The organism is Phenylobacterium sp., from assembly GCF_030679875.1.
In the GTDB taxonomy this organism is placed as follows: Bacteria; Pseudomonadota; Alphaproteobacteria; order Caulobacterales; family Caulobacteraceae; genus Phenylobacterium.
This window is the reverse complement of record NZ_JAUXSP010000015.1, coordinates 1-24,221: the sequence shown is the minus strand read 5'-3', so window position 1 is coordinate 24,221 and position 24,221 is coordinate 1. Positions and strand designations below refer to the sequence as shown.

At 67.4% G+C, this 24,221-nt stretch carries 23 protein-coding genes; 8 read left to right on the top strand and 15 right to left on the bottom strand.

Annotated features, from left to right (window positions below):
• Positions 1-122 precede the first annotated feature (122 nt).
• On the top strand, positions 123-572 hold the full coding sequence (locus Q8K84_RS08190) for a host attachment protein (RefSeq protein WP_305282113.1): 450 nt from the start codon (positions 123-125) through the stop codon (positions 570-572).
• 5 nt (positions 573-577) lie between these two features.
• Here the strand turns inward: Q8K84_RS08190 and Q8K84_RS08185 are convergent, their stop codons facing one another.
• A complete protein-coding gene (locus Q8K84_RS08185) occupies positions 578-1,819 on the bottom strand; it encodes a hypothetical protein (protein WP_305282112.1) in 1,242 nt (413 codons plus the stop codon).
• Positions 1,820-2,205: 386 nt separating this feature from the next.
• On the opposite strand from Q8K84_RS08185, the gene Q8K84_RS08180 reads away from it, so the two are divergent.
• From Q8K84_RS08180 to Q8K84_RS08170, 3 genes are all read left to right on the top strand, one after another.
• On the top strand, positions 2,206-3,654 hold the full coding sequence (locus tag Q8K84_RS08180) for a methyl-accepting chemotaxis protein (protein WP_370867855.1): 1,449 nt from the start codon (positions 2,206-2,208) through the stop codon (positions 3,652-3,654).
• A 63-nt stretch (positions 3,655-3,717) separates the two neighbouring features.
• A complete protein-coding gene (locus Q8K84_RS08175; RefSeq protein ID WP_305282110.1) occupies positions 3,718-5,238 on the top strand; it encodes a CehA/McbA family metallohydrolase in 1,521 nt (506 codons plus the stop codon).
• Between the two features lie 100 nt (positions 5,239-5,338).
• Positions 5,339-5,977: a DUF1134 domain-containing protein gene (locus Q8K84_RS08170; RefSeq protein ID WP_305282109.1), complete on the top strand. Its 639-nt coding sequence runs from the start codon at positions 5,339-5,341 to the stop codon at positions 5,975-5,977.
• A 35-nt stretch (positions 5,978-6,012) separates the two neighbouring features.
• Here Q8K84_RS08170 and pheT read toward each other — a convergent pair whose 3' ends face one another.
• The 9 genes from pheT to Q8K84_RS08125 all read right to left on the bottom strand — a co-directional run bounded on the left by pheT (position 6,013) and on the right by Q8K84_RS08125 (position 15,914).
• The gene (gene pheT / locus Q8K84_RS08165) at positions 6,013-8,445 is read right to left on the bottom strand and encodes a phenylalanine--tRNA ligase subunit beta (protein ID WP_305282108.1); all 2,433 of its coding nucleotides are present in this window, start codon (positions 8,443-8,445) and stop codon (positions 6,013-6,015) included.
• A 111-nt stretch (positions 8,446-8,556) separates the two neighbouring features.
• Positions 8,557-9,666, bottom strand: a complete 1,110-nt coding sequence (pheS, locus tag Q8K84_RS08160; RefSeq protein ID WP_305282107.1) for a phenylalanine--tRNA ligase subunit alpha — start codon at positions 9,664-9,666, stop codon at positions 8,557-8,559.
• Positions 9,667-9,788: 122 nt separating this feature from the next.
• Positions 9,789-10,145 (bottom strand): 50S ribosomal protein L20, encoded by a 357-nt coding sequence (rplT, locus tag Q8K84_RS08155; protein ID WP_305282106.1) that lies wholly within the window; start codon positions 10,143-10,145, stop codon positions 9,789-9,791.
• A 17-nt stretch (positions 10,146-10,162) separates the two neighbouring features.
• Positions 10,163-10,363: a 50S ribosomal protein L35 gene (gene rpmI / locus Q8K84_RS08150; protein WP_293321436.1), complete on the bottom strand. Its 201-nt coding sequence runs from the start codon at positions 10,361-10,363 to the stop codon at positions 10,163-10,165.
• Positions 10,364-10,509: 146 nt separating this feature from the next.
• Positions 10,510-11,724 carry an MFS transporter gene (locus tag Q8K84_RS08145; protein ID WP_305282105.1) on the bottom strand — a complete coding sequence of 405 codons (1,215 nt, stop codon included), beginning with the start codon at positions 11,722-11,724 and terminating at the stop codon, positions 10,510-10,512.
• Positions 11,721-12,935 (bottom strand): MFS transporter, encoded by a 1,215-nt coding sequence (locus Q8K84_RS08140; protein ID WP_305282104.1) that lies wholly within the window; start codon positions 12,933-12,935, stop codon positions 11,721-11,723. The genes Q8K84_RS08145 and Q8K84_RS08140 overlap by 4 nt, the downstream gene beginning before the upstream one ends.
• 194 nt (positions 12,936-13,129) lie before the next feature.
• Positions 13,130-13,651 carry a translation initiation factor IF-3 gene (gene infC, locus Q8K84_RS08135; protein ID WP_304752840.1) on the bottom strand — a complete coding sequence of 174 codons (522 nt, stop codon included), beginning with the start codon at positions 13,649-13,651 and terminating at the stop codon, positions 13,130-13,132.
• Positions 13,652-13,755: 104 nt separating this feature from the next.
• Entirely contained in the window at positions 13,756-14,751 is a 996-nt protein-coding gene (locus Q8K84_RS08130) for a glycosyltransferase family 9 protein (RefSeq protein WP_305282103.1), read from the bottom strand.
• Positions 14,751-15,914, bottom strand: coding sequence for a glycosyltransferase family 4 protein (locus Q8K84_RS08125; protein ID WP_305282102.1), 1,164 nt, complete (start codon positions 15,912-15,914; stop codon positions 14,751-14,753). Before Q8K84_RS08125 ends, Q8K84_RS08130 begins: the two co-directional genes overlap by 1 nt.
• Positions 15,915-15,995: 81 nt before the next feature.
• Between Q8K84_RS08125 and Q8K84_RS08120 the strand changes: the two genes are divergently transcribed.
• Positions 15,996-16,751, top strand: a complete 756-nt coding sequence (locus Q8K84_RS08120) for a carboxylesterase (RefSeq protein ID WP_305282101.1) — start codon at positions 15,996-15,998, stop codon at positions 16,749-16,751.
• On the opposite strand, the gene Q8K84_RS08115 is transcribed toward Q8K84_RS08120, so the two are convergent.
• The 3 genes from Q8K84_RS08115 to Q8K84_RS08105 all read right to left on the bottom strand — a co-directional run bounded on the left by Q8K84_RS08115 (position 16,736) and on the right by Q8K84_RS08105 (position 19,795).
• Positions 16,736-17,596 (bottom strand): SDR family oxidoreductase, encoded by an 861-nt coding sequence (locus Q8K84_RS08115; RefSeq protein ID WP_305282100.1) that lies wholly within the window; start codon positions 17,594-17,596, stop codon positions 16,736-16,738. The genes Q8K84_RS08120 and Q8K84_RS08115 overlap by 16 nt on opposite strands.
• Before the next feature lie 10 nt (positions 17,597-17,606).
• Complete coding sequence (locus Q8K84_RS08110; protein WP_305282099.1) at positions 17,607-18,815, bottom strand: NAD-dependent epimerase/dehydratase family protein; 1,209 nt, start codon at positions 18,813-18,815, stop codon at positions 17,607-17,609.
• A gap of 110 nt (positions 18,816-18,925) precedes the next feature.
• Positions 18,926-19,795, bottom strand: a complete 870-nt coding sequence (locus tag Q8K84_RS08105; protein ID WP_305282098.1) for a UTP--glucose-1-phosphate uridylyltransferase — start codon at positions 19,793-19,795, stop codon at positions 18,926-18,928.
• Between the two features lie 182 nt (positions 19,796-19,977).
• Between Q8K84_RS08105 and Q8K84_RS08100 the strand changes: the two genes are divergently transcribed.
• On the top strand, positions 19,978-20,256 hold the full coding sequence (locus tag Q8K84_RS08100; RefSeq protein ID WP_305282097.1) for a hypothetical protein: 279 nt from the start codon (positions 19,978-19,980) through the stop codon (positions 20,254-20,256).
• Between the two features lie 3 nt (positions 20,257-20,259).
• Here Q8K84_RS08100 and glmS read toward each other — a convergent pair whose 3' ends face one another.
• Entirely contained in the window at positions 20,260-22,083 is a 1,824-nt protein-coding gene (gene glmS / locus Q8K84_RS08095; RefSeq protein ID WP_305282096.1) for a glutamine--fructose-6-phosphate transaminase (isomerizing), read from the bottom strand.
• Positions 22,084-22,208: 125 nt separating this feature from the next.
• Here glmS and glmM point away from each other — a divergent pair, with 125 nt between their 5' ends.
• Positions 22,209-23,561 (top strand): phosphoglucosamine mutase, encoded by a 1,353-nt coding sequence (gene glmM / locus Q8K84_RS08090; RefSeq protein ID WP_305282095.1) that lies wholly within the window; start codon positions 22,209-22,211, stop codon positions 23,559-23,561.
• A gap of 125 nt (positions 23,562-23,686) precedes the next feature.
• Positions 23,687-23,848: a hypothetical protein gene (locus tag Q8K84_RS08085; RefSeq protein ID WP_305282094.1), complete on the top strand. Its 162-nt coding sequence runs from the start codon at positions 23,687-23,689 to the stop codon at positions 23,846-23,848.
• Between the two features lie 22 nt (positions 23,849-23,870).
• Here Q8K84_RS08085 and Q8K84_RS08080 read toward each other — a convergent pair.
• Positions 23,871-24,221, bottom strand: a 351-nt coding sequence (locus Q8K84_RS08080) for a UDP binding domain-containing protein (RefSeq protein ID WP_305282093.1), incomplete at its 5' end; no start/stop codon positions are given.

The window sequence follows — 24,221 nt, the reverse complement described above, 5'->3', positions numbered from 1 at the left end:
CCGCGGCCACTCGGGGTTATCCCTTAGGTTGTCCCGGGCTCACTTCGACAGGGGTTTGATCTGTGTCACGGCGCCGTGACGGGACTGACCCGTCTATGCCGCCTGCATTGGAGAACATGATCATGGATGTGACGGGAACCACCTGGATTCTGGCGGCCGACGGCGACCAGGCGCGGATCTTCGAGGAACGGCAGAGGGCCGGCGAGGTCCGCGAGCTTGAGACCCTGCACATGGGGCGGGTCGGTGGGGACTATCCAAGGGCCGCAGCCCATGGGGCGACCGTGCATGACCGGGCCGGACACGGTCAGCATGGCGCTGGAGAGCGCGCGCCGCACGAAGAGGCCGAGGACCGTTTTCTGGAGCGCGTCGCCGAGAGCTTGGCTGACCCCGCCCGCCGCGAGGCGTTTCAGGGGCTGGTGATCATGGCGCCCCCCCGGGCGCTGGGGGTGTTGCGTCAGGCTCTGCCCAAGGCCGTCCAGGCCAAGCTTGAAGGCTCCGATCACCATGAGTGCGTGCGCGAAACCGCGGAGGATATTCGCGGTCGCCTCCGCAAGGTTCGCGCCAAGGCTTGAGGCCCTCAGGCAAACTGAAGCGGCTGTCCGGCAAGGTTTGGCATGACGGGCAGTTGGTCCAGGCCCCACGGACGCCCCCCCAGCGGCTGGCCCTGACGTCGACAGATCCCTGGGCCAGTCAGGAAGGGTACGCGGGCCTCCAACGCCACGTCCAACTCCCGTCGGGAGCGGATATTTGTGACGCCGGGCCAGATTCGCCGGCGCTTATAGGCCTCCATGCGGCTGATGAACCGCCTGAGCACGATCAAGCGCCACTCGGGCTCAGCCTGCGGGAGGACCAGGGTGACGCTGGTCACCGCCGCTGAGCCGAGTTGCTCGATTTCGAATCCGGGGTCGTGGGTGCGGAGGTCAATGGCGCTGAACCGATCGTCGAGCGCGTCATGCAACTGCTTGAGGGCCTGGAAGGATGGCGCCCGCGGCACGTCATACACCGCCGCGGCCAGCCGCCGTCGCTCCGAGGCCGGCAGGATGGCCAGCAGTTCAGCATAGGCCGCCCGCCGGCTGGGCCGCAGGACGGTGGAGAACGATACGGGCAGGTAGAGTGGGGCGTCGGACGGACTTTCGGCGAGGAATCTGAAGGCGGCGATGACGCAATCAGCGTCAAAGGCGGATGGATCGGCCGGAAGGTGATCGTTGCCGTCCACCAGGCTGAAGTGCGTCCGGGCGTCGGCAGGGGTGCTGGCGATCACATCGGCCACGAAAATCTGGCGGGCGCTGTAATAGACCCCCTGGACGGCCTCCACATTGGGATTGCGCAGAGGAGCCGATGACGCGCTGGGGACGGGCCTGTTGGCCGCCGCCGGGTCTTCATCGTCCGATGGGGGCAGGGGCAGGCGACGGCCATCAAGGGTGATCCGGCTGAGCCGCCCCCCTGCGGGCGCAGCGGCCGGATCGACCATCGCCCGGGCGAGTTGGGCCTCGCTCAGATCGGCGAAGGCCGCCATGGCCGCGTCGGGCCCTTCAAACAGCAGGACGGTGACGTCCGAGCCTTCGTCCTCTCCATCGCCAAACAGGTGGGCGTGAAGCTCCGCCGACAATCGCCCCAGCTCGGCGGTGTCCAACTCGCTCGCCCGCGGGTCGTTGAGCAGAAAGGCGTAGGGGTTGATCGCCGAAAATTTCCGCGGCCACGACCAGCGGACCTCAAGGAAGGCTGTGGTGAACTTGGCCACCAGAAGGCCGAGCGCCGCTTCCGAATGCGCGCTCTGATCAGACCGCACCATCACGCGCAAACAAGCCAGGGCCGACACTTACGCTACTCCTTCTGAGGTGGACATCCTTGCAGAGCGGGGTGAAGGGCGCGTTAGCGGAACGACACGGCCGCGCTCCCCATCCGGACGCGGCGAAGGATCAATTACTCAGAACGGGTAGAGTATAAATTCTTTCAAATTGGCCAAGTGGCTAGTCTGGCAGAGAGTTGTGCGACGTTTATCTGTCGGCGCCCACGTTAGGTGGAGCATTGAGAGACATTTCAAACTCCGATCCAAAGCCGTCGAAATACTTCGTTAAGGCGGGGTCGCCGATATCATGGTTCTGCGTTTCGAGGGTCAGTGCAGCCAGGGGCTCGCTGGGGAATGTCGGCGAGGGCGAGATGTTCAAAAATTCAGCGAAGAAAAAAGCGGCTAAGGAACAGCACGTGATTGAGCTGGAGGGCCTCGTCGCTGCCTTTCATCGCTCACAGGCGGTGATCGAATTCAGTCTCGACGGCACGGTTCTGCGGGCGAATGACAATTTCCTGAACGCTGTGGGCTATGGCGCGGACGAAGTGGTCGGACGGCACCATCGCCTGTTTGTTCCCGCCGACGAGGCTGCCAGCCCTGAGTACCGTGAGTTCTGGGCCACCCTGAACCGGGGTGAATTCCTCTCCAGCAAGTACCTGCGGCTGGGCAAGGGCGGGCGAGAGGTCTGGATCCAGGCGACCTATAACCCGGTTCTTGGTTCGGACGGAAAGCCGATAAAGGTCGTCAAGTTCGCCACCGATGTCACCGAGTTCGAGGTCGACCGTAAGCGCCGACTTCAGGAGCAGCAGGCGGCTCAGGCGCGGCAGGAACAGGCCATGGGCGCTATCGGCTCGGGCCTCGCCGCCGTGGCCTCCGGCGATCTGATGGTGCGCATCGACGGGGACTTCCCGTCCGAGTATGTGCGCCTCCAGACAGACTTCAACGCCGCCGTCACCAGTCTGGCCGACGCCATGGGCGCCATCGTCGGCGCCACACGCAGCATTGACGGCGCCACCGCTGAGATCGCCCAGGCCGCCGACGACCTTTCACGTCGAACCGAGCAGCAGGCCGCCAGTCTCGAAGAAACCGCCGCCGCCCTTGATGAGCTCACCGCCACGGTCAAGCGCACCGCCGAGGGGGCCAAGGAGGCTCGCGACGTGGTCGGGGCCGCCCGCACTGACGCCGAAGCCTCTGGTCAGGTCGTCGGGGAGGCCGTCGCAGCCATGGGCCAGATCGAACAGTCCTCGACGCAGATCAGCCAGATCATCGGGGTGATCGACGAGATCGCCTTCCAGACCAACCTGCTGGCCCTGAACGCCGGGGTCGAGGCCGCCCGGGCCGGCGACGCCGGCCGCGGCTTCGCCGTGGTCGCCTCCGAGGTCCGGGCCCTGGCCCAGCGCTCGGCCGAGGCCGCCAAGGAGATCAAGGCCCTGATCAGCGCCTCGACCGAACAGGTGGCCCAAGGGGTCGGCCTGGTCGGTAAGACGGGTGAGGCGCTCCAGCGGATTGTCACCCAGGTGGGCCGCATCACCGGTCTCGTGAGTGAGATCGCCGCCAGCGCCCAGGAACAGGCGACCGGACTGCAGGAGGTCAACACCGCGGTCAACCAGATGGACCAGATGACCCAACAGAACGCCGCCATGGTGGAGCAGTCCACCGCCGCCAGCCAAGCCTTGGCCCAGGACGCCGGCGAACTGACCCGGCTGATCAGCAGGTTCTCCGTGGATGGGCCGCAGGCGCGAAGTGAGCCTGTCCGCCGTCCTGCGCCGGCGCCGCTCGCGCGGATGCCCCGCCCCCAGACCCGAGGATCCGCGGCCCTGAAGCTGGCGCCTCAACCCCGTGATGACGCCTGGGAAGAGTTCTAAGGGCGCATCGATCCTGCCAGGATAGACGGCGCGTTCCCTGCGGAGCGCCGGGAACAGGCGGGCATGGGCATGATTCGAGCGGCTGGAATGTGGGCGTGGTTGCTGGTCCTGGCGTTTGTCGGGGCCGCATCCGCGGCGCCTGGCCCCGGGCGGCCGGCCGACATCCGTCTTGAGGGCCAACTCACCCGGGACGATCATGAGACCTATGTGGAGCTGCCCTTCACCGTGCCCGCGGGCGCCGACCGGCTGAGTGTCGTCTTCCGGCACGACGGGGCGGCCGACCGCACCACCATCGATCTTGGCCTGCGCGATCCCGAGCGCCTCCGCGGCTGGAGCGGCGGGGCGCGGGACCGATTCACCCTCGCTGAAACGGACGCCACGCCGGCCTACCTCGCCGGACCCCTCCCCGCCGGGACCTGGACCCTCGTTCTGGGCGTGCCGAACCTCCGGCCTGGGGTGACCACGACCTATGTGGCCGAGATCTGGGTGGAGCCGAAAGGCGCGCCCTTCGCCGGTCTCTTGGACGCCCCCCTGGCGTCAGGACCTGCCTGGTGGCGCGGCGACCTGCATGTCCATTCCGGACACAGCGATGGGACCTGTCGCAGCCGCAAGGGCGTGCAGGCTGCCTGTCCCCTCTTCCGGGTCGTGGAGACCGCCGCCGGGCGAGGGCTCGACTTCATCGCCCTGACCGAACACAACGCCGCCTCCCACAGCCAGGGCCTGCGGGAGTTGCAGCCCTATTTCGACGACATCCTGCTGATCCCGGGGCGGGAGCTGACCACCTTCCAAGGCCACGCCAATCTCTTCGGCCTGACGGCGCCGCTGGAGTTCCGGCTGGGCGCGGCTGGGGCGGAGGACATGGATGGGGTGCTGGGCCAGGCCGCTGGCCTGGGGGCGACCGTCTCGATCAATCACCCTCGCATGCCGTCTGGTGAGGTCTGCATGGGATGTGGCTGGCAGGCGACGACCGACTGGTCAAAGATCCATGCCGTCGAGGTGCTGAACGGCGGCGCCATGGCGGCGTTTGGCGGACGGGCGGAGTCGCCGCTCAGTGGCGTCGAGTTCTGGCAAGACCTGCTGAACCAGGGATACAGACTCACGGCTATCGCGGGTAGCGACAGCCACGATCCCGACCGCCCGGTGGAGACGCCCGGCGCCCTCGGCCGGCCCGCCACCGTCATTCACGCCGTCAGCCTCTCGCAACCTGACCTGATGTCGGGCCTTCGGGCCGGCAGGGTCTTTGTCGATCTGACCCACCCGGGCCTTGAAGCCTTTGACCTGGAAGCCAGCTCGGGCGGCCGTTCGGCGGTGATGGGCGGTCGGCTGGACGCCGCGCCGGGCGACAGGATCACTTTCCGCGTCATGGTCGAGGGGGCGTCAGAGGCCCGCATCCACGTCGTCGGGCCTGACGGGGCCGCCGAGGTCCTGCCCCTACCGCCCGGGGGGCAGGCCGTTCAGACCTTCACCCGCCGCAGCGACGGCGAGCGGAGCTGGGTGCGGATCGATCTGCGGGATCCTGAGGGCGCGCTTCTGGCCATGAGCAACCCCATCTATCTGAACTGGCCGGACGCGCCGGGCCCCTGAGGTCGCGACAGTGGAACATGCTTAATCAGGCATTAAGCCAAGCTGCCCCATTCATGCCTTCGAGAGACGGGACGATCCCACCGTCACGAGGAGAAACCACATGGACCGTCGCAAGCTGATCGTAAGCGGACTGGCGGCGGCCGGCACGGCTGGCCTTGCCGCCTGCGCCACGGCCCAGCCTGCCCCCCAGGGCGGGCCCCAGGCGTCGCTGCCGCCCGAGCAGGACCCCAACTTTCCGGTCGAGGGCCAGCAGGCCGCCACCTATTCCCGCGATGAGATCGTCCGGGATGTCTCCGACTTCATGGGCGTCACAGCCGAGGCCGCGGGCGGGTTGATCGAGCGAATCTTCGCGGAGAACGGCAGCCCCACCGGCTATATCGCTGGCGAAGAAGGTTCAGCAGCCATCGCCGTCGGCGCCCGCTATGGCCGCGGCCTGCTCTATATGAAGAACCGGGCCACCCAGGAGGTCTTCTGGCAGGGCCCCTCGGTCGGCTGGGATTTTGGTGGCAACGCCAGCCGCGTCTTCACCCTCTGCTACAATCTGCACTATCCGGACGCGATCTTTCAGCGCTTCCCTGGCGTCGAAGGCACCGCCTATCTGGTCGGCGGCATGGGCGTGAACTATCAGCGGGCCAACGACATCATCCTGGCGCCGATCCGCGCCGGCGCCGGCCTGCGGCTGGGGGCGAACGTCGGCTACCTGGCCTATAGCCGCCAGCGGAACCTCTTCCCGTTCTAGGTCAGACGGGCGCGGCCATGCCGCGCCCGTAGGCCTTAGCTGCGCAGCTTGGCGCCCACGGCCTTGGCGGCGGCCGCCACCACCTTGGCCGAAAGCTGCTCGATCTCGGCCTCAGCCAGGGTGTGGTCCTGCGGCTGGACCAGGACCTCGACCGCCAGGGACTTCACGCCCTCGCCCAATCCGGGACCACGATAGACGTCGAAGACTCGCGCCTGGGCGATCAGCGCCTTGTCGGCGCCGGCCACCGCCCGGATCAGATCGCCTGCGGCGACGGCTTCATCGACCACAAAGGCGAAGTCGCGGCTGAGCGGCATGTGGGGCGACAGCGAAAGCGCCGCCTTGGTCTTCACCGCCTTGCGCTTGCCTTCCGGCAGGGCGTCGAAATTCAGCTCGAAGGCCAGCACCGGGCCCGCCACGTCCAGGGCCTTCAAGACCTGGGGATGCAGCTCGCCAAACTCGGCGACGATGGTCTTGGGGCCAAGCTGCAGGCGGGCCGAGCGGCCCGGGTGCCACCAGGACGACGACGAGCCTTGGGCCGTCTGCAGGGCCGGCGCGCCCAGTTCATCGAGCAGGGCCATCAAATCAGCCTTGAGCGCGAACAGCGGATCATCGCCGCCGCCATCCCAGCGGCGCGGGGCATGGGGGGCGATCAGGCCCGCCACCACCACAGACTGGTCGGCCGGCTCATCGCCGCGGTAGATCGGCCCGATCTCGAACAGGGCCACATCGGCGAAACCCTTGCGGGCGTTCCGTCCAGCCGCCTCGATCAGGTTGGGCAGGACCGAGGGCCGCATGCAGTCCAGGTCCGCTGAGATCGGATTGGCGACCATCAGGGCGTCACCGCCGCCGCCGAACAGGCGCGCGGCGCTGCGCGGCAGGAAGCTCCAGCTGACCGTCTCGGCATAGCCCAGGGCGGCCATGGCCCGACGGGCGGTGCGCATCCGGCCCTGGCGGACGCTCAGCACGCCGCCGGCTGGCCGTGGCATGTCGGGCAGGGGCTCGATGGGCAGGGCGTCATAGCCCTCGATCCGGGCGACCTCCTCCACCAGGTCGGCCCGGCCCTCGACGTCGCGCCGCCAGGTGGGGGGGGTGACGCTTGAGCCGTCCACGGCGAAGCCCAGGTCCCGCAGGATCTGGTCGATGCGGTCATCGCTCAGGGCGAGGCCGGTGAGCTGGCGCACATAGCTCCGGTCAAAGCTGATGGGTCCAGGCGCCGCGGGCGCTGCCCCAGCGACCACGACCTCGGAGGCCTCGCCGCCGCAGAGCTCCAGGATCAGACGGGTGGCCAGCTCCAGCCCATCGACCACGAAGCCCGGATCGACGCCCCGGGCGAAGCGGTACTGGGCGTCCGAGGTGATGCCGGTGGTGCGGCCGGTCTGCGCCGTGCGGATCGGATCAAACCAGGCGCTCTCGACGAACACCTCTGTGGTGTCCTCCGAACAACCGGTGCTCTCGCCGCCCATGACGCCGCCCAGGCCCACCGGCCGCTCCCCGCCCGCATCGGCGATGACGCACATCTCCGAGGTGATGTCGTAGGTCTTGCCGTCAAGGGCGATCAGCTGTTCGTCGCGATGCTGGGCCGGCGTCGGCTCATCGGTATGGGTCGGCGCGCTCGCATCCCGGCCTACCCCCAGGCGGGCCACGATCACGTCACCGACCATCTTGGCCCGGTCATAGACGTGCAGGGGCCGGGCCCGGTCGTAGGAGATCAGGTTGGTGATATCGACCAGCGTATTGATCGGGCGCAGGCCGATGGAGATCAGCTTCTGCTGCAGCCAGGCCGGCGAGGGGCCGTTCTTCACGCCCCGGATCAGGCGTCCGGCGAAGATCGGGCAGGCCTCAGGGCTGTCCAGCCGGACGGAGACCGGACAGGGAAAGGCGCCCTTCACCGGATCGACCGCGGTGTCCTTCAGTGTGCCGAGCCCGGCGGCGGCGAGGTCACGGGCGATGCCCACGACGCCCAGCCAGTCGGGGCGGTTCGGCGTCACTTCGAAGTCAATGACCGCTTCCAGGCCCAGCGCCTCGGCGGCCGAGGTTCCCACCGCGAGATCGCTTGGCAGTTCCAGGATGCCGTCGGATTCTTCGGCGGTCTCAAGCTCGGACGCCGAACACAGCATGCCGTTGGAGACCACGCCGCGGACGGGCCGCGCCTCCAGGGTGATGCCCGAGCCCGGCACAAAGGCGCCTAGCGGCGCATAGATGGTGGTCAGGCCGACCCGCGCATTGGGGGCGCCGCAGACGATCTCCTTGCGGCCGTCCCTGGTGTCCACCTGGCAGACCCGCAGGCGGTCCGCATTGGGGTGCTGCACGGCCTCGACGATCTTGGCCACGGAGAAGGCCGCCAGCTTGGCCGCCGGGTTCTCCACATGCTCGACCTCCAGGCCGGCCATGGTCATGGCCTCGACCACCTGATCGACGGTGGCCTGGGTTTCCAGGTGTTCCTTGAGCCAGGAAAGGGTGAACTTCATCGTGTCAGCTCGTCAGGTCCATCCCCTCCTGCGAGGGGGCTGGGCAGGCGGCGAGGGGGTCTCGCGCCTGCGCCGGGGGCGCCCCGAAAGAGGGGGCGCTTCGAACAGTGGTCAGCTCAGTCCCGTGGCCGGGTTGGGGGCGGCGAAGGGAGAGAAGCCGTAGTGGCCGAGCCAGCGGGTGTCGCCGGCGAACATGTCGCGCAGGTCCGGCATGCCGTACTTCAGCATGCCCAGCCGGTCGACGCCGAAGCCGAAGGCGAAGCCCTGCCAGATCTCGGGGTCCAGGCCGCAGTTGCGCAGCACATTGGGATGCACCATCCCGCAGCCCACCACCTCCAGCCAGTCGGTCCCCTGGCCGATCTTGATGTCGCCGCCCGAACGGTCGCACTGGACGTCCATCTCGGCCGAGGGCTCGGTGAAGGGGAAGTGGTGCGGCCGGAAGCGGCTGACCACGCCCTCGGTCTCGAAGAACCGCGAGATGAAGGTCTCAAGCGTCCATTTCAGGTGGCCCATATGGACCGCCTTGTCGATCACGAGACCTTCCATCTGATGGAACATCGGCGTGTGGGTGGCGTCGGAGTCGCAGCGATAGGTGCGGCCGGGCACCACCACGCGGATCGGCGGCTCCTGGCCCGTGGCGACCCAGGCCGGGACCTTCTCATTGATCTGGCGCATCACCCGCACCTGGACGGGGCTGGTATGGGTGCGCAGCACCTTGCGCTCGCCGGCCTCGTCGGGGGCCATGAAGAAGGTGTCGTGCATCTCCCGCGCCGGATGTTTGGGCGGGAAGTTCAGCGCGGTGAAATTATTGAAGTCGGTCTCGATGTCGGGCCCTTCGGCCACCGAGAATCCCATCTCAGCGAAGATCGAGACCATCTCGTCCATCACCTGCATGGTCGGATGGACGCTGCCGCGGCGGCGCGGCGGTGCGGGCAGGGAGAGGTCGACGCTTTCGGCGGCCAGGCGACGATCTAGCTCGGCGGCGTCCATCGCAGCCTTGCGCTCGGCCAGGCGCGCAGCCACGGCGTCGCGTAGGCCGTTGATCAGCGGGCCCTGCTCCCGGCGCTCGTCGGGGCTCATCTTGCCGAGCGACTTCAACAGCTCGGAAATCTGGCCGCTCTTGCCGAGGGCTGAAATGCGGATCGCTTCCAGGGCGGCGGCGTCAGGGGCGGCGTCCACCTGGGCGATCAGGTCGGTCTTCAATGTGTTCAGATCGGTCATGCCTGGGTGCTCTATCGCGTGGTCGTATCAGCGGGAAGGGCGCGCAGCAAAAAGCCCTCCGGCGGTGACGCCGGAGGGCTTTCAGTGAGATCGGAGGAGGGCTCGGAAGCCCTCCGCAATCCTTAAGCCAGCGCGGCGCGAACCTTGTCGGCGATGGCCTTGAAACCGATCGGATCGTTGCCCGCGATATCGGCGAGCACCTTGCGATCCATCTCGATCCCGGCCTTGTCGAGGCCAAAGATGAAGGTCGAATAGGTCATGCCTTCCAGGCGCGCCGCCGCATTGATCCGCTGGATCCACAGCGAGCGGAAGTTACGCTTGCGCACCCTGCGGTCGCGATAGGCGTACTGGCCGGCCTTGTCGACGGCGGCCTTGGCGGTCCGGATGGTGTTCTTGCGGCGGCCATAGAAGCCCTTGGCCTGCTCGAGAACTTTTTTGTGTCGGGCGTGGGCGACCACACCGCGTTTGACGCGTGCCATATCTTATGTGCTCCCGATCACAGGCCGTAGGGCAGGAAGGTCTTGATGATGCGGGTATCGGCCGCGCTCATGACCTTGGTGCCGCGGTTCTGGCGGATGTACTTGCTGTTATGGCTGATGAGCCGGTGGCGCTTGCCCGCGACGCCGGCCTTGATCTTGCCCGTCGCCGTCAGTTTGAAGCGCTTTTTGGCGCCTGACTTCGTCTTCAGTTTCGGCATTTCACTTGCGGGGCGCCAGGCGCCCCGTCCTCTGGCGTATTGATGAACCGTCCTGGCATGCCTGTTGGCCAGACGGCTCCGAAGGGGCGGGTGCTTACGCCAACCCCGAGGAAAAGGCAAGTCCGCCACCCCCTTGGGGGCGCCGATCAGGCCCGGCGATCAGGAACCCTGGCCATGATCTGCAGGCAAAGCCAGATGGCCGGCAGGATCAGCAGGGCTGTCAGGGCGAAGGGCGCGCCGGGCGCCACCAGCGAGAATAGCTGACCCGCCAGTATGGGCCCCCCGATTCGGGCCAGCGCGCTGTTGGACATGTTCAGGCCCAGCACCTCGCCCTGTCGCTCCGATGGCGTGGCCATGGAGATCAGCGCCACCAGGTTGGGGAAGGTGATGGACTGGCCAAACACCACGATGGCCAGGCCCACGACGGCCATGGGCCAGCCGACGGCGGCGAATTGGGTCAGCATGCCCACGAACATGAAGCACAGCCCGGCCAGGAGGACCCGACCCTCTCCATAGCGGCGGACCAGCATGCCGGTCAGCGACCCTTGCGCGACGACCCCGATCACGCCGGCCAGAACAAAGGCCAGGCCGATCTCCCGCGGCCCCCAGCCGAACCGGGCCTCGGTCCACAGGCCATAGGTGGCCTCGATGCCGGCGAAGCCCGAAATGGTGACGAAGCTGATCAGGAAGACCCGCAGGATGACCGGATCGGCCAGGGCGGTCCGCAAGGCGGCGCCCCTCGGCTGGGCCGCCGGCCTCGGCGTGTCCTTGGCCCGGGGGACGATGGTCTCGCGCATGAACAGGACGACGCCCAGGGCCGAGGTGAGGCCGAAGGCTGCGGCGACATAGAGCGGGATCTGGAAGCCCGCTGGTCCAAGCTCAGGCCGGGCCAGCAGGCCGCCCAGGGCCGGCCCCACCATGAAGCCCATGGAGAAGGCCGAGCCCATGATCCCCATGCGCCCGGCGCGCTGATGAGGCGGGGTGATGTCGGCCAGGTAGCCCTGCAGGGTCGAGATGTTGCCAGACAGGAAGCCGCTCACCAGACGCACGGCGAGCGCCGCCCAGATGCCGGGCGCCAGCGCCAGGGCCACATAGGCCAGCGCGCCGCCGACGGTGGTGAGGATCAGCACCGGCCGCCGACCGATGCGGTCCGACAACTTGCCCCAGAAGGGTTCGCCCAGGAACTGCCCCACCGAAAAGGCCGAGAACATCAGGGTGATCTGCCAGGCCGGGGCGTCGAAGGCCTGGCCAAAGAAGGGCAGCAGCGGGATGACGAGGCCAAAGCCCGCCATGTTCAGGAAGATGACCGACAGAAGGACGATCAGCGCCCTGGGATCATCCTTGGGCGCCCCGGGCGTCACGGCCGACTGCTCTCGACGGCGGCGTCATCATCAGTCTGAGATTTGAGGGCCGGCGCCCGCCGGCTGGCCGCCAGGGCCAGCCATATGGCTGGGGCCAGCATCAGGGCGGCGATGAAAAACGGCCCGTGAATGGAGACGCCCGCAAAGGCCAGGCCCGCACAGAGGGGGCCAATCACCCGGGCCAAAGCGCCCATGGCGTTGTTCAACCCCAGGATCTGGCCGGTTCGGCTGGGGTCGGCGGTGCGGGAGATCAGCGCGGTGACATTGGGGAAGGCCACCGACTGGCCCACCGCCATGGCGCACATCAGGGCGATGACCACAGTCCCATTGGGCGCGAAGGGCTGGGCCAGCGCGCTGACCAGGGTCAGGGCCATGCCGACCGCCAGCATAGGTCCCTCGCCATAGCGCTCCGACAGGCGGCCGGTGACAAACATCTGGGTGGTCGCCGCACAGACGCCGACAAAGGCGAAGCAGACGCCGATCTCCCGCGGACCCCAGTCGAACCGGGCCTGGGTCCAGAGACCGAATATGGATTCAACGCCGGTGAAGGCGAAGCCGACCATGAAGGTCAGCAGCATCAGGCGCCCCACAACGGGGTGGCGCACCGCCTCACCAATGGCCGACCAGCGGCTCGGCTGATGCTCGAAGACCTCCTCGCGGGCGCGGCTCTCACGGATGAAAACCAGGATGGACAGGGCCGAGGCCGCCGCCAGGCCCGAGGCGATCAGCAGCGGCAGTCGGAAGCCTAGCGGTCCGGCCTCCGGGTGGGCGAAGATCCCGCCCACCGAAGGGCCGACGATCAGGCCGACGTTCCAGGCCGCCCCCATGTGCGACATCCGTCGGGCGCGCTTCTCCGGGGGGGTGACGTCGGCGATGTAGCCCTGGATCACCGAGCCGTTGCCGCTGGCCAGGCCGCCCAGGAACCGGACGGCGAGCGCGATCCAGACATTGGGGGCGAAGGCCAGGGCCAGGTAGCAGAGGCAGTTGCCGGCGATGGTGCTGATCAGGATCGGCTTGCGGCCATAGCGGTCGGAAAGCCTCCCCCAGAAGGGCTCGCCAAAAAAGGCGCCGGCCGAATAGGCCGAGAAGATCAGGGCGATCTGCCAGGCTGGGGCGTCAAAAGACTTGGCGTAGAAGGGCAGCAACGGGACGATGATCCCGAAGCCCAGCATATTGATGAAGACGACGGCGATCAGCGACGGCGCAGCCATAGCGGACGGAGTCGCCGCGCCAGGCGCAGTCTTCGACATAGCCCGGTGTTAGGCGCAGCCCAGGAGTCCGGCAAGGGCTCTCATAACGAGATTTTCTGACGGCCCGGCCAGTCCCCCTCAGCAGGCGTGGCGGCGGCGTCAAAAAAGGGCCGACGTCGCCGCCGGCCCCTTCTGTCTTGCGTATGTGGCCGTCGTTAGCGGGGCGCCAGGATCATGATCATCTGGCGGCCCTCCATGCGGGGCTCATACTCAACCTTGGCCACTTCCTCGAAGTCAGCCTTCACCTTCTGAAGAAGTTTCATACCGAGTTCCGGGTGAGCCAGTTCGCGACCTCGGAAGCGCAGGGTGACCTTCACCTTGTCGCCCTCTTCGAAGAAGCGGTGCATCGAGCGAGACTTCACCTCGTAGTCGTGGGTGTCGATGTTGGGGCGGAGCTTGATCTCCTTGATCTCCACCACCTTCTGCCGCTTGCGCGCCTCGTTCTTCTTTTTCTGTTCCTGGAACTTGAACTTTCCATAGTCCAGAATCTTGCAAACGGGCGGATCCGCGTTCGGGACGATCTCAACCAGATCGAGGCCGGCTTCCGCGGCGGCTTCGAGAGCCGACGACGTGGGCATGACGCCCTGCTTCTCGCCCTGCTGATCGATCAGCAGGACGCGCGGAACGCGGATGTCCTCGTTGATGCGCGGCCCTTCCTTCGTGGGCGGCGCCTGCATGGGGCGGCGAATAGGCAAAGCTCCTGAGTCTGTTTCAGTGAATATCGCAGGCGCGCAAACGCGCGACGTCGTCCTAGACTATATGACGAAGCGTCCGGAGGCGATCAAGCATTCGACCCGTCGGGAAAGCGTGTCAGCGCCCGGGCCGCCTGCAGCACCTGGGAGACGGGCATATTGGCCAGATTGTCGGCCTGCAGCACCGCCACATGGCCCCGCGGCGCCGAGAGAATGGGATCCGAGGCCTTGGAGAACAGGACGATCGTCGGCGGGCCGGCGGCGGCGGCCAGATGGACCGGTCCTGTGTCGTTGCCGACCACCAGGGCGGCCCGAGCGCCCAGCATGGCGATTCGCGCCAGATCTGTACGTCCCGTCAGGTCGCGGGCCTTGCCGACGCTGCGCTGAATCGTCCTGGCCATGGCGCTTTCCTGTGGCCCACCGATGATCACGATGTCGAAGCCGACGCCGTAGAGAATGCGGGCGAGTTCGCCATACTGCTCCACCGGCCATCGTTTCTCGGGCCGGTGAGCCGAGCCGCCAGGCGCCATCAGCACATAGGGTCTGGGCTCGATGCCGCCAGCGACGGGGCGGGGCGCTTCGGCCTTGCGCAGAATCCAGGCCACGTCGGGACCCGGGGCTGAGCCAGGTTCGGTGGGGGCGTCTGGCCAGATGCCGGCGGCCTTGAGCTGGTCGGCGTGGCGCTCAAGGGTGTGCATACGCTCCCGCAGGGGATTGCGGTGGCGCAGGGCGCAGCCGGCGGCGACGCCCGACCATTCCGGCGGGAAGGGGCGCAGCCCATGGAAGATCAGGTTCGAGCGCGATGAGGTCTGCAGGTCATAGACCCGGTCGTACTTCGCCTTGCGCAGACGCCCCACCAGGGCCAGCCACTCGCTGACTCCCGCTGGGCGGCCGTCGGTCTCGACCGTATTGAAATAGGGACATAGTTTGGCGAGGCCCTCAAAGGGCGGTGTGGTCAGGAGGGTGATCCTGGCCTTCGGATGGGCCTGGCGAATCTGCTTGGCGGCGGCCAGGGCGAGGATGAAGTCCCCCATGGCCGACAGCTTGATGACCAGGATTTTCTTGATGTCGCGGGACGCCGCCATCAGCTCTTGGCCTCCAGGACGCGTTCATAGGCTTGCAATGTGGCCTCGCACATGGCGTCGACGGAATACAGCCGCCGCGCGCGATTTGCCGCGCTTTGGCCCATGGCCTGGAGACGAGCGGGGCCCGCCTCCATGGCCCGTCCCAGGGCGTTGGTCCAGGCCTCAATGTCACCCGGCGCGGCCAGCCAGCCGGTCTCGCCCTGGATCACCGTCTCGGTCATGCCGCCCAGATCCGAGGCCACCACGGGCCGGCCCATCACCTGGGGCTCCACGGCGGTTCGGCCAAAGGATTCAGGCACGATCGAGGGCAGGATGGCGACGTCCGCCAGCAGATAGGCCGCCGGCATGTCATCGCAATGCCCGACCATGGAGACCTGGTCCCCCAGCCCGGCCTCCGCAATCTGGGCGGCGAGCTCGGCGCGGTAGGCGCTACGGCCCTGGTCATCCCCCACCAGCAGAATTCGGAATGCGCCGCGTCCCTCCGCCTTCAGGCGGGCCGCGGCGGCGATGACCGTGCCGTGCCCCTTGATCCGGGTGAGCCGCGCGGCGAGCAGGAAGGTGGTCAAGCTGGGGTCGACGGGCGCGTTCCAGGTCTGTCTCAGCGCCTCGACCCGCTCTGGGCCTACCCAGTTGGGATTGAACCTCTCCAGGTCGATTCCTCGGGGGATGCTGACGATGCGGCTGGGGTCCAGGTGATGTTCGCCGAGCACATGGTCGCGGGTGAAGTCGGAATTGGCGATCACCAGGTCGCCCCGGGTCATCACCGCATTGTACCAGCGCTTAACTCGGCTGCGGGCGTTGTAGACCCCGTGATAGGTGGCCACGAAGGGCGTATTGGTGACCTGGGCCGCCCACAGGGCCGAGAAGGCAGGCGCCCGGGAACGGGCATGGACCAGGCTCACCCCCTCGCGGTGGATCAGATCCACCAGGCGGGCGGCGTTACCCAGCATGACCAGGGGATTCTTGGTCTGGACCGGCATCTGGGCCAGGCGGCCGCCGTCGGACTCCAGCCGCGCAGCCATGCGGCCGCCGCGGGTGGCCACCAGCGCCTTGCCGCCGCGGCGCACCACCGCATGGGCGATATCAATCGTCGTCTGCTCGGCGCCGCCGGTGTCCAGCTCGGGCACGACCTGCAGAAGCGTAAAGTCAGGGGGCAATGTCACGGCGCCCTGCATACCGCAGAACACGCCTCGGTAAACCCCGCACCACCTGGGACGGGGCCTGCGAGCCGGCTATAGAGGCCCATGCGCGAAGAAACAGGACATCTGCGCCGACCTGACGGGACCGCCCTGGCTTGGCGTCGGGTGGTCGGCCGCTCGCCCAGTGTCGTCTGGATGGGCGGTTTCCGCTCCGATATGGCCGGAACCAAGGCGCAAGCCCTGGCCGCATGGGCCCAGTCGAGCGGCCAGGGCTATGTCAGGTTCGACTATTTCGGCCATGGAGAGTCCGAGGGCGACTTCGCCCAGGGGACGATCACCCGCTGGCGGGAGGACGCCCTGGCGGTTCTCGACGAGCTGGCGCCTGGGCCTGTTGTCCCCGTCGGGTCGTCCATGGGGGGCTGGATCGCCTGCCTGGCGGCCATGGTGCGGCCAGACCAGATCAAGGGGCTGGTCCTGGTCGCGCCGGCGCCCGACTTCACCGAGAAGTTGATGGGCCCTGAGATTGATGCGGCGGCCCGGCGATCACTGGAGGAGACGGGCGTCTGGATGCGTCCGTCGGACTATGGCGCGCCCTATCCGATCACCCGAGCCCTGCTCGAGGACGGCGACCGCTGGTCCATCCTGCCCGGTCCCGTGCCGATCACCGGGCCGGTGCGCATCCTGCAGGGCGGCGAGGATTCCGACGTCCCGTGGCGCCACGCCCTGGAGCTGGCCCAGGCGATCAACAGTCCAGATGTCGTCTTCGAGCTGATCAAGGACGGCGACCACCGCCTGTCGCGGCCCCAGGACCTCGCCCGCCTGATCGCGGCGGTGCAGGAGCTGGTTCAGCCGCCGGCCTGAAGGATGGCTGCGAGGCCTTCGCGATAGGTGGGATAGGCCGGCCGCCAGCCCAGCTCGGCCTTGGCCCGGGCGTTGGAGACCCGCTTGCTCTCGGCATAGAAGCGCTGCGCCGGCCCGGTCAGCTCGGCCTTGTCCACCGGGATTTCCGGCGGGACGGGAAGCCTCAGGAGTCCTGCGGCATAGGCCACCACCTCGCTATTGGGCGCTGGGGCGTCATCGCACAGATTATAGATCCCGCCGGCCCGCGGTCGGGCGATGGAGGCCGCCAGGCCTGCCGCCAGATCATCCACATGGATGCGGGAAAACACCTGGCCCGGCGCGGTGATGCGCTTGGCGCGACCGGTGCGGAGGCGATCGAGGGTCGAGCGGCCAGGACCATAGATGCCGGGCAGGCGGAAGAGGGTGGTGGTCAGGCCCATGCCCTTGCCCACGTCCAGCCAGTCCCGTTCGGCCGCCACGCGGCGGGCGCCCTCCATGGACTGGGCGGCCAGTCGGCTGGATTCGAAGGCCCAGCCCCCCTGCCGGTCTCCATAGACACCGGTGGTGGAAAGATAGCCCAGCCAGTCGGGAAAGGCGCCTGCGCGGGCCATGGCCGGGACCAGGGCGCGGAGGCCAGGACACCCCTCGGCGTCCGGGGCGGCGGTGACGAGCACCGCATCGGCCGCCTTCAGCTGGGCGGCGAGAGCCTCCCGGTCATGGACCGACACCGGCTCGACCCCAAGGTCCGCCAGGCGCGAACGGTCCTCAGGACGCCGATAGGAGGCCGCCAGGCTCCAGCCCTCGACCTTCAGCCGCGCCCCCAGGGCGGCGGCCGAAAACCCGTAGCCGAAGGTGAAGAGCCGCACGGCCTTGTCCCTATTCGGCCGCCACCGCCTTGCCTGGCGCGCTGGCCGCGGCCGCCCGCTCGGCGTTCCAGTGCGAATGACAGGGAATCTTGCTCAGATCGGCGCGGTCGGCATAGGCCCGGGCGATCTCGGCCACTTCCATCAACAGGCCATCCTCCAGCCGGATGGGGTTGAGGCCATAGTCCAGCAGGCATTTGTTCTCGACCACCAGATCGTTCTCGTCGGCTTCGGCCCGGGGATTGGGCAGGTGCGTGACCTCGGCGTCGGTGAGTTTGGCGATCATCTGGGCCAGGTCCCGGACCCGCCAGGTCTCGGTCATCTGGTTCATCACCTTGACCCGGTCCCCTCGCTCCGGCGGGTGGGCCAGGGCGAGCTCGACGCAGCGGACGGTGTCCTGGATGTGGATGAAGGCCCGGGTCTGGCCGCCGGCCCCGTGAACCGTCAGCGGGTAGCCCACGGCTGACTGCATCAGGAAGCGGTTCAGCACCGTGCCGTAGTCACCGTCATAGTCGAAGCGATTGATCAGCCGCTCGTCCTTGCGTGTCTCCTCGGTCTGGGTCCCCCAGACGATGCCCTGGTGCAGGTCGGTGATCCGCAGGTGGTCGTTCTTGGCGTAGAACTGGAACAGCAGGGCGTCCTGGGTCTTGGTCATGTGGTAGATCGACCCCGGATTGGCCGGATAGAGGATCTCCCGCTCGACCCAGCCTTCCGGCGTCTCGATCTTGACCGTCAGATAGCCCTCGGGGATCGCCGCGCCAGCCGTGCCATAGCCATAGACCCCCATGGTGCCCAGGTGGGCCAGATGGATGTCGAGGCCCGAATCGACGATGGCCGCCAGCACGTCGTTGGTGGCGTTCAGATTATTGTCGACCGTGTAGCGCTTATGCTTGGCCGACTTCATCGAATAGGGCGCAGCGCGCTGCTCGGCGAAGTGGACCACCGAATCGGGCCGCCAGCTCTTCAGCAGGTCGAGCAGGGCGTCGTAATCCTTGCCCACGGTGAGGTCATGGAATCCGATTTCGTGGCCGGAGACCTCTTTCCAGGCGGCGATCCGCCCCTGGATGTCCTGCACGGGCGTCAGGGACTGCACCCCGAGCTCCCCGTCGATCCGGCGCCGGGACAGGTTGTCGACAATAGTCACCTCATGGCCACGCGCCGAGAGGTGGAGGGCCGTAGGCCACCCGCAAAAGCCATCTCCACCAAGAATGAGTACGCGCATCGCCGCTCCGATCCGTACAGGTTCCACCTTCGCCAGGGCTAACAAACGCTAGCCCATTGTGAAAGCGCTCAGCGGGGGAATGCGTCGGGGATCTGCTGGTTTCCGTCGGATCAGAGCAGGCTGTCGATGGCTTCCCTGGCCATCTGGCCAAGGCTGGGGTGACGCAGGGCGAAGGCGACATTGGCCCGCAGCAGGCCGATCTTGTCGCCGCAGTCATAGGTGACGCCGTCATATTCCAAGGCATGGAACGGCTGGATCTTCATCAGCTCCGCCATGGCGTCGGTCAGCTGGATCTCGCCGCCGGCGCCCTTGCCCTGCTTTTCCAGCAAGGGAAATATCTCGGGCTGCAGCACATAGCGCCCGCTGATGAACAGGTTCGAAGGCTCGGTCCCAGGCGCAGGCTTCTCGACCATGCCGCGCATCCGGTTGAGCCGGCCGATCTGGCCCTCAAGATCGACGATGCCATACTTGTGCGCCTGACCCTCGGGCGCCGGCTCCACCGCGATAATATTGCCGCCCACCTGCCCATGGGCGCTGACCACCTGGGCCAGGGCGGCCGGCGCAGCGGCCATCAACATGTCGGGCAACATGACGGCGAAGGGCTCGTCGCCAATAATGTCGCGGGCGCACCAGACCGCATGACCAAGGCCCAGCGGGGCCATCTGGCGGACGAAGCTCATCTGGCCAGGCTCGGGCAGGTCCCGGCGCACCTCGGCCAGGATGTCGGCCTTGCCCTTGGCCTCCAGGGCGCCTTCGATCTCGGGGGAGGCGTCGAAATAGTCTTCAATGGCGCCCTGGCCACGGCCAACAATGAACACGAAGTGCTCGATGCCCGCCGCGCGACCTTCTTCGATGATGTAGGACAGGATCGGACGGTCGAACACATTCAGCATGTTCTTAGGCGTGGTCTTGGCGCCGGGCAGCACCCGGGTCCCCAGTCCCGCCACCGGCAGCACAGCCTTGCGAACGCGCCTGTCCATTTCGTCCTCCATTCGTGGCCGCGCCAATGGGCTAGACGAGGCCCCTCGGGAAATCCACCGCCATCCGATGAATTCGCAAGCTTCTACGCGCCCGGCTTGGGAACTGATCACAATATCGGGAACGCCGGCGCCCGACTCCACGTTGGAGGTTCCGGGAATTCGTCCCAAGGGGAGCCAAGCTCGTGAAACTGCGTAACCTGACCACCCTGACGATCGGCGCAGTCGCCGCCTTCACCCTCGCCGCCTGTTCGGACAACGAGGTGGAGACCACCCAACCCATGCCCGCGGAGACCGGCAGCATGGGGGCCATGACCCCGGCTGATCCGATGACCCCGACCGACCCGGCCATGACCAGCCCGGCCATGCCGGCTGATGGCATGACGCCGCCTCCGGTCAACGACCCGGCCGCGATGGATCCAGCGGCGACGTCGCCGGCCACCGCGAACCCGCCGGCGCCCTAAACCTCACTCCACGGTGACGGACTTGGCCAGGTTCCGCGGCTGATCCACGTCGGCGCCCTTCTGCACGGCCACATGATAGGCCAGCAGTTGGATGGGCGCCGACATCACCAGGGTCGACACCAGCGGATCCGACGACGGCGCGGTGACCACCACCTTGGCGCCGGCCGGCGCGTGCTTGGCCCCTTCGGTATCGGTGATGAACACCACCTGGCCGCCCCTCGCCATGACCTCACTCATGTTCGAAGCCGACTTCTCGAACCAGGCGTCATAGGGCGCCAGGATGATGATCGGGGTTAGGTCGTCCACCAGGGCGATGGGCCCATGTTTCAACTCGCCGGCGGCGTAGCCCTCGGCGTGAATATAGCTGATTTCCTTCAGTTTCAGCGCGCCTTCCAGGGCGAGCGCCGACATCGGACCGCGGCCGAGATAGAGCACGTCCTTGGCCTTGGCGATCTCTGTGGCGATGGCGCTGATGGCGTCCTCCAGACCGATGGCCTCGGCCATCAGCCGCGGCGCGCCGAGCAGCACCTTGACCAGACGGGCTTCTTCCGCGCGGTCGATCTTGCCCCGCGCCTTGGCCGCGGCGATGGCCAGGGCGATCAGCACGCTCACCTGAGCCGTGAAGGCCTTGGTCGAGGCCACGCCGATTTCCGGGCCGCAGTGGATCGGCCAGACCACGTCCACTTCCCGGGCGATGGTGGACTCGGTCGCATTGACGATGGCCGCGCTGCGCATCCCGCGGGCCGTGCAATAGCGCAGGGCCGCCAGGGTGTCGGCGGTCTCCCCCGACTGGGACATGGCGATCACCAGGGCGCCTGGCCGCAGGGCCGGCTGGCGATAGCGGAACTCCGAGGCGATCTCCACATCCACCGGCAGGTCCGCCAACTGCTCGATCAGATAGCGACCGATCATCCCGGCGATATAGGAGGTGCCGCAGGCGACGATCTGAATGCGCTCCAGGCTCGCAAAATCCAGATCGCCTGGAATCGTCGCCCGGCTGGTCAGGGTGTCCACATAGGCCGCGATGGTGTGCTGGCAGCCCTCGGGCTGGTCATGGATTTCCTTTTCCATGAAGTGCCGGTAGTTGCCCCGCTCCACCAGGGCCGCGGCCCGGGCGAGCTGCTTCACCTCGCGGGTGACCGCCGCGCCATCGGCGTCAAAGATCTGCGCTCCGTCATGGTCGATGCGGACATAGTCTCCCTCGTCCAGATAGGCCACGCGGCTGGTGAACGGGCCTACGGCCAGGGCGTCGGACCCCAGGAACATCTCGCCCTCGCCATAGCCCACCACCAGCGGGCTGCCCCGGCGGGCGCCCAGGATGGCCTCATCCTCCCCCGCGATCAGAACGGCCAGGGCGAAGGCCCCGGTCAGCCGGTCCAGGGTGGCCTTGAGGGCGTCAAGGGGCGCCAGGCCCGTCGCCAGCTGCGAGTCCATCAGCTGGGCGATGATCTCCGTGTCGGTATCGCTCGAAAAGACCCTGCCCTGCGTCTCAAGTTCGCGCCGCAGCTCTGCGAAGTTCTCGATAATGCCGTTGTGGACCAGGGTGACCCGGCCCGCGGTGTGGGGGTGGGCGTTGCGCTCCGACGGCGCCCCGTGGGTGGCCCAGCGGGTGTGGCCGATCCCGACGCTGGCGATGAGGGGCTCGGCCATCAGGACGTCTTGCAGGGCGCGGATCTTGCCCTGGGCCCTGCGCCGGTCCACCTGGCCGGGGGCGGTCACGCCCGCAATGCCTGCCGAGTCATAGCCGCGGTATTCCAGGCGGAGCAGACTCTCGACGAGCCGGTTCTGGACGTCGCTCTTGCCGACAATGCCTATGATGCCGCACATGGCCTTACCTCACCGTTTTGCCGGATGGCTCCGGCGCGCCTAATGTCTCGCCCCGCGCCGCCTTTAGCATTCGCAAACGCGGCGTCGACTAAATCTGGGTTTCCGATCGTTTCGTGAGTCCGACCATGACCAACCGCGCTTATTTTGGAACCGATGGCATCCGGGGGGAGGCCAATCGCCATCCCATGACCGCCGAGGTCGCCCTGCGGGTCGGCATGGCGGCGGGTAAGGTCTTCATGTCCCAGGACGCCCGGCGTCATCTGGTGGTGATCGGCAAGGATACCCGACTGTCGGGCTACATGATCGAACCGGCCCTGGTGGCGGGCTTCACCAGCGTGGGTATGGACGTCCGTCTGCTGGGGCCCATGCCGACGCCTGGGGTGGCCATGATGACCCGCTCGATGCGGGCCGATCTCGGGGTGATGATCAGCGCCTCGCACAACGCCTATTCCGACAACGGCATCAAGCTGTTCGGGCCTGACGGCTACAAGCTGTCCGACGCCCGGGAGCTGGAGATCGAGGCCCTGATGGATGAGGGGCTGCAGGAACGTCTGGCCGCGCCAGACACCCTGGGCCGGGTGGCGCGAATCGACGATTCCCAGGCCCGCTATGTGGAAATCGCCAAGGCCGCCTTCCCCCGCCGCCTCAGCCTGAATGGCCTGCGGATCGTCATCGATTGCGCCAATGGTGCGGCCTACAAGGTCGCCCCGACCGCGCTTTACGAACTGGGGGCCGAGGTCATCCGCCTGGGCGTCGAGCCCAACGGCTTCAACATCAACAATGATTGCGGTTCCACCCATCCCGAGGCCATGGCCAAGATGGTGCGGGAGTACCGCGCAGACATCGGCATCGCCCTGGACGGGGACGCCGACCGGCTGGTGATCTGCGACGAGACGGGCCACGTGGTTGATGGCGACCAGATCATGGCCCTGATCGCTGGCCACTGGGCCGTGCGCGACCAGCTGACCGGTGGCGGCGTTGTCGCCACTGTCATGTCGAATCTCGGCCTTGAGCGCTTCCTCAGCGCGCGCGGCCTGATCCTGGAACGCACCGCCGTGGGCGACCGTGCGGTGATGAAGCGGATGCGCGAGGGGGGTTTCAACCTCGGCGGCGAGCAGTCGGGTCATGTGATCCTGTCGGACTTCTCCACCACCGGCGACGGGCTGCTGGCCGCACTGCAGGTGCTGGCCGTGCTCAAGGAGGCGGACAAGCCCATGAGCGCGCTCGCCCGTCAGTTCGAACCTGTGCCCCAGCTGCTGGAGAATGTCCGCTTCGGTGGCGGCCGCCCCCTCGAGAGCGACAGCGTCAAGGGGGCCATCGCCCAGGCGGAGCTGCGTCTGAACGGATCGGGCCGCCTGCTGGTCAGGGCCTCGGGCACTGAGCCGTTGATTCGAATCATGGCCGAGGGCGACGACGAAAAGCTGATCTTCGAGATCGTCCATGAGCTCGCCGGCGTGGTCCGGCAGGCCGCCGCCTGACGGGGATTTTCCCCACGGGCCTTGGGTTTTTGGAAACCCTATCCAGCCTCCCCGGATTATGTCAGTCTCGTAACGTTCACACCGCTCGACCGGTGTGAAGACACAAGATCGACTGGGAGAAACGCATGTCTCGCAACTCCGCCCTGGCGGGTCGCGGGCAGGGAAATGTGAACCGGGGCCCCGCCTCGATCGCCTGCCTTGCCTTTGTCGCCCTACTGAGCCTGGCCTTCTGGGCAGGCGCGGCCTGGATCGTGCAGCATTTGCTGAGCCTGATGGCCCTGAGCTAGGGCTAACGCGGGGCGGTGGCCGTCAAGCCCGCCCGATGCTCACATAGTCAAACCCCTGGCGACGCACATCGTCAGGCCGGTAGATATTGCGCAGGTCGACGAGGACGGGGGTCTTCATGTCGGCCTTGAGCCGGTCGAGATCGAGCGCCCGGAACTGATCCCACTCTGTGATGATCACCACCGCGTCGGCGGACCTGGCCGCGGCATAGGGGTCGGCGGCGAAATCCACATTCTTCAGCAGATGCCGCGCCTCGGCCTCGCCCTCGGGATCGAAGGCGCTGATCGTCGCGCCGGCGGCCTGCAGGGCCGGAATGATGTCCAGGCTCGGCGCGTCGCGCATGTCGTCAGTGTTGGGCTTGAAGGTCAGGCCCAG

Bases quoted from the DNA above. Each gene is read 5' to 3' on its own strand.
- Q8K84_RS08190 (WP_305282113.1), top strand. From the start codon at position 123: ATGGATGTGACGGGAACCACCTGGATTCTGGCGGCCGACGGCGACCAG.
- Q8K84_RS08175 (WP_305282110.1), top strand. From the start codon at position 3,718: ATGGGCATGATTCGAGCGGCTGGAATGTGGGCGTGGTTGCTGGTCCTG.
- Q8K84_RS08170 (WP_305282109.1), top strand. From the start codon at position 5,339: ATGGACCGTCGCAAGCTGATCGTAAGCGGACTGGCGGCGGCCGGCACG.
- pheT (WP_305282108.1), bottom strand. From the start codon at position 8,445: ATGAAGTTCACCCTTTCCTGGCTCAAGGAACACCTGGAAACCCAGGCC.
- pheS (WP_305282107.1), bottom strand. From the start codon at position 9,666: ATGACCGATCTGAACACATTGAAGACCGACCTGATCGCCCAGGTGGAC.
- rplT (WP_305282106.1), bottom strand. From the start codon at position 10,145: ATGGCACGCGTCAAACGCGGTGTGGTCGCCCACGCCCGACACAAAAAA.
- rpmI (WP_293321436.1), bottom strand. From the start codon at position 10,363: ATGCCGAAACTGAAGACGAAGTCAGGCGCCAAAAAGCGCTTCAAACTG.
- Q8K84_RS08140 (WP_305282104.1), bottom strand. From the start codon at position 12,935: ATGGCTGCGCCGTCGCTGATCGCCGTCGTCTTCATCAATATGCTGGGC.
- infC (WP_304752840.1), bottom strand. From the start codon at position 13,651: ATGCAGGCGCCGCCCACGAAGGAAGGGCCGCGCATCAACGAGGACATC.
- Q8K84_RS08130 (WP_305282103.1), bottom strand. From the start codon at position 14,751: ATGGCGGCGTCCCGCGACATCAAGAAAATCCTGGTCATCAAGCTGTCG.
- Q8K84_RS08120 (WP_305282101.1), top strand. From the start codon at position 15,996: ATGCGCGAAGAAACAGGACATCTGCGCCGACCTGACGGGACCGCCCTG.
- Q8K84_RS08110 (WP_305282099.1), bottom strand. From the start codon at position 18,815: ATGCGCGTACTCATTCTTGGTGGAGATGGCTTTTGCGGGTGGCCTACG.
- Q8K84_RS08105 (WP_305282098.1), bottom strand. From the start codon at position 19,795: ATGGACAGGCGCGTTCGCAAGGCTGTGCTGCCGGTGGCGGGACTGGGG.
- glmS (WP_305282096.1), bottom strand. From the start codon at position 22,083: ATGTGCGGCATCATAGGCATTGTCGGCAAGAGCGACGTCCAGAACCGG.
- glmM (WP_305282095.1), top strand. From the start codon at position 22,209: ATGACCAACCGCGCTTATTTTGGAACCGATGGCATCCGGGGGGAGGCC.
- Q8K84_RS08085 (WP_305282094.1), top strand. From the start codon at position 23,687: ATGTCTCGCAACTCCGCCCTGGCGGGTCGCGGGCAGGGAAATGTGAAC.